Annotated in this window: 5 protein-coding genes; all 5 read right to left on the reverse strand. The window is 71.0% G+C overall.

Going from position 1 to position 4,228, the window contains the following annotated elements; translation table 11 throughout:
• Positions 1-444: response regulator (locus GKQ77_RS28645; protein ID WP_504739871.1), on the reverse strand; the 444-nt coding region annotated here is incomplete at its 3' end.
• 10 nt (positions 445-454) lie between these two features.
• On the reverse strand, positions 455-670 hold the full coding sequence (locus tag GKQ77_RS28650; RefSeq protein ID WP_219691877.1) for a hypothetical protein: 216 nt from the start codon (positions 668-670) through the stop codon (positions 455-457).
• 10 nt (positions 671-680) lie between these two features.
• Positions 681-1,391 (reverse strand): Flp pilus assembly protein CpaB, encoded by a 711-nt coding sequence (gene cpaB, locus GKQ77_RS28655; RefSeq protein ID WP_219691873.1) that lies wholly within the window; start codon positions 1,389-1,391, stop codon positions 681-683.
• Between the two features lie 92 nt (positions 1,392-1,483).
• A complete protein-coding gene (locus GKQ77_RS28660; RefSeq protein WP_258022132.1) occupies positions 1,484-2,404 on the reverse strand; it encodes a hypothetical protein in 921 nt (306 codons plus the stop codon).
• A 151-nt stretch (positions 2,405-2,555) separates the two neighbouring features.
• Positions 2,556-3,887, reverse strand: coding sequence for an Nramp family divalent metal transporter (locus GKQ77_RS28665; protein WP_219691875.1), 1,332 nt, complete (start codon positions 3,885-3,887; stop codon positions 2,556-2,558).
• Positions 3,888-4,228: the final 341 nt, after the last annotated feature.

The following is a 4,228-nucleotide window of genomic DNA, read 5'->3' on the forward strand; positions in this document are numbered from 1 at the left end:
GCCGTACAGTTCGAGCCCCCCGCCCCCGCTGCCGAGGTGGCGCCGCATCCCGGCGGACCAGGCGGCGGCGGCCTGGACGCGCTCGGCGAGGGCGTCGTAGGCGAGCGGTACGCCGACGATGCCGCGTGCCCCGCAGTCCATGGCGGCCGTGAGGATGCCGGGGCTGGTGTCGGCGGTGATCAGGACGACGCCGACGGCGGGGAAGCGCAGGACGAGGTCGCGGATGAGGTCCAGCGCCGGGACCGGCCCGATCCGCTCGTGGACGAGGACGACCTCCGGCAGCTCGTCGACGGACTCGGCGGCGAGCCGGGCGAGGGTGTCGAGCAGCGCGGTGGAGTCCCCGACGGGCAGCGCCGGTTCGGCACCGGGCAGCTGCCCGGTGAGCGTGGACAACGCCCGCGCCGCCTCGATGTCCCCGACGGCCGGCAGGATCCGCGTGGCCATACGTGACCTCCTACTTGTCCTCGTCGAGGGTGTACGGACGATCCCCGGGCGGCACCGTCAGCCCACCGCCCACATCGGCCGAAGCCGACCGGCCGAAGGCATGGCGCACCGCCGCGAAACCACCGACCGGCAGAACCGGCCCCGCGTCCGGCAGACGCCCCGTGAGCGTGGACAACGCCCGCGCCGCCTCGATGTCCCCGACGGCCGGCAGGATCCGAGTGGCCATACGTGACCTCCTACTTGTCCTCGTCGAGGGTGTACGTACGATCCCGCGGCGGCACCGTCGGGTCGCCGCCCGCGCCGATGAGGGCGAGCCGCACATGCGTGGCGAACGACTCCGCGTACGCGACGCGCTGCGCGTCCGCCGTGCCGAGGGCGAACGTGATCGGCACGGCCTCGCTCGCTCTGCGGCGCGTGCGGTCGTCCTGGTCCGGTTCGAGCGGGGTCAGCTTGCCGACGTCGAGCACCCTGGCGCCCTCCACGATGACTTTGGACTGGTCCTTCGCCTTGTCGCTCTCGCCCTCGAAGGTGGCGTAGATGTTGACCGTCGAGCCGGGCGTGATCTTCCCGGCGACACCGGTCGCCGCGTCGATCATGATGGCGATCTCCTGCTGGCCCGGCCCCAGTTCGGGCCGCTTGACGATCATGTCGCTCTGGAGGAGCGAGCCCTTGCGCAGCTGGGTGACGGCGATCTTGCCGCGGATCTCGCGGAGGTTCGTGACCGCGTTGTCGGAGAGCCACCGCTCCGGCATCTCGACCTTCTCGAACTGCTCCGCCGTCAGCTCCTTGTAGGGCGCGATGTCCCCTTTGAGCTTGTACGCGGCGACCTCGGGCCCCACCTTCGAGTTCACGTCACGGATGACCGAGAGCACCCCCGCGAACGCGCCGAACGCACACAGGACCGACAGGACCAGCAGGATGACGCCGCGGCGCTGGCGTGAGTTCATGGGCCGGACTACCTCGATCGGTGCGGGTGGCTACGGACAGTGAGCGGTGCGGGTCGTCACGTACGAGGGGCGGGGGCGGGGGCGGAGTGCGGCTAGGTCGCGCCGCGGGACAGGAGGCCGCGCACGGGGCGGTCGGCGCGGCCGGGACGGACGGAACGGTCGGGGCGGTCCTCGGGCGGCGGCAGTGGCGCGGCGCAGAACGCGCAACGGTCGCCGATGAGTTCGAGACCGCACCAGTGGCAGTCGTCGCGGCGGACGGACGACACGAGCTGGTAGAGCACGGAGATGTCCGGGATGGCCGCGGCGAACTCGACGAGCTTGCCGGTGGCCCACCACCGCGCGGACTCGGCGGGCAGGCGGGCCTCTTCGACACCCTGGGAGCGCCAGTCGGGGGCGAGGTGCCCGGTGACCCAGTCGGACGCCAACTGCCCGGGCGCGTAGAGCATCTTCGTACCGAAACCGGGGCCGGACAGACCCGCCTGCGAGCCGTCGCCGGAGAGCCGCACCAGCTCGGGCCGCGGCGTGGCGAGGACCGCGAACCGGGCGCCGGGCAGCCAGGACTTGGCGTGCGACTGGAGGGTGACGGGCACGCGGTCGAGCCTGGCGACGGAGCCGAGCAGGGCGCCCGCGTAGATGTAGTGGGAGAGCAGCCGGGCGGCGGAGGCGAGGACGCCGGGGCTGAAGTCGCAGACCGACAACTGCCGTAACTGGAGGGCGAGTACGGCGAGGCCGAGCGGGGGCAGGTCGGAGCGTACGACGGCGATCCGGTCGCTCTCCAGGACCGAGCGGACCGCGTACAGCCGGTGCGTGAGGGCCGCGGGCGCGGAGGCGGGGCAGAGCACGATCACGTATCCGTGGTGCTCGATGAGCATGTCCATCTCGGTGAGCGCCTGGTCGAGCGAGTACGCCCGCGGGGAGCGCACGGCGCACTGGAGGACGGCGGCCGAGGGGGTGTGCCGGTCGGGCGAGGGCAGCACGAGGTCGGGGCCGGTGACGGCTACGGCGGTCGGCATGCGCGCCCCCCTGAGGCTCCCCCTGCACTTCTCCTCGGCTCAAGCACCATATCCACGCGGGGCCCGCCTCAACACCCAACTTCCCAGTGTTCACGAAGAGGTGACTGTTCCGTACCGGGAAGCGGGTGGTGTCCCGAGGCGTGGGCGCGGGCTAGAAGAAGCTGCTCCAGTCCTGGTCGGAGATCTGCTTGACGCACAGGACCAGGAAGAGCAGGCCCGCGACGGTCAGCATGCCGTTGCTGAGCCAGCCGTTGCGCCACTCCCTGGGCGTGCGCGAGGAGTTGAGCAGCCAGACCAGGGTCAGCGCCAGGAACGGCATGAAGGCCGCGCCGAGGACGCCGTAGATGATGATGAGCCGGAACGGCTGGCCCTGGAAGAGCAGGATCATCGGCGGGAAGGTCAGCCAGAGCAGGTACGCGCGGAACGGCACCGACTTCTCGCGGGCGCCGGACGCCACCTCCTCGCCGCTCAGCGCGGTGGAGTCCGCGCCCACCCGCTCCTTGCGGTAGCGCTCGACGAAGTCCGCGAACATCAGGCTCACGCCGTGCCAGACGCCGATCAGCGAGGTGAACGACGTGGCGAAGAAGCCGACCAGGAACAGCTTGGCGGTGGCGCCGCCGTACTCCTTCTCCAGGATGTCGGAGAGCTGTACGAGCCCCTTGTCACCGCTGGCGATGGCGACGTTCGCGGAGTGCAGCATCTCGGCGCCGACGAAGAGCATGGCGACGACGAAGACGCCGGTGGTGATGTACGCGACGCGGTTGTCGAGCCGCATCACCTTCATCCAGCCGGTGTTGGTCCAGCCCTTGGCGTTGACCCAGTAGCCGTACGCGGCAAGGGTGATGGTGCCGCCGACGCCGCCGATCAGGCCGAGCGTGTTGAGGATCGAGTCCTTCTCGTCGGGCAGCACGGGCAGCAGGCCCGCGAAGGCCTCGCCCAGGTGCGGGGTGACGCGGATGGCGAGGTAGACGGTGACGACGAACATCACGCCGACCAGGACCGTCATGACCTTCTCGAAGACGGCGTACTTGTTGAACCAGACGAAGACGAGACCGACGAGGCCGGTCAGGATCGCCCACCATTTGAGTTCCATGACGTCGGGGAAGAGCGCCTGGAGGGGCAGCCCGGACGACGACATGGCCGCGGCCCCGTAGACGTACCCCCAGATCACCACGTAGACGACGAAGAACCACGTCGTCCAGCGGCCGAGGCTCGCCCAGCCGTCGAAGAGGGTGGTGCCGGTGGACAGGTGCCAGCGGCCGGCGGCCTCGGCGAGCGAGATCTTCACGACGCAGCCGATGACGGCGGCCCACAGCAGGGTGTAGCCGAAGTTGCTGCCCGCGATGAGGGTCGCGACGAGGTCACCGGCGCCGACGCCGGTCGCGGCGACGACGATGCCGGGGCCGATGTACTTCCAGCTCGATTTGCGGGGCTGGGGTGCGGACGCTCCGGCGGTGGTGCCACTGCCTGTGGTTTCAGCCATGCCGATCAAGAAAGCGCAAAGCGGCGCGGGACACAAGGGGTTGGCCGGAAGACAGCGTTGACCGGAGCATGCCACGCCCCGACGATGGGGCGGCGTACCTCGCACCCGGCGCCACGCACCGCGCGCCACACCTCGCACGGCACCGGGCACGACGCACCGCGCACCACCCCCCGCACCACATTGCGCCCCCGCACCGCGTACCGCACTCCGCACCGCACAGCACCGCGCACCCCACGTCCCGCACCGCACCGCACAGCCAGCACCGCGCACCCCGCGTCCCGCACGGCCCGGTCGCACCCCACGCACCACACACCCCACGCACCCCACGCACCCCACAACTC

The organism is Streptomyces anatolicus (genome assembly GCF_019400875.1).
In the GTDB taxonomy this organism is placed as follows: Bacteria; Actinomycetota; Actinomycetes; order Streptomycetales; family Streptomycetaceae; genus Streptomyces; species Streptomyces anatolicus.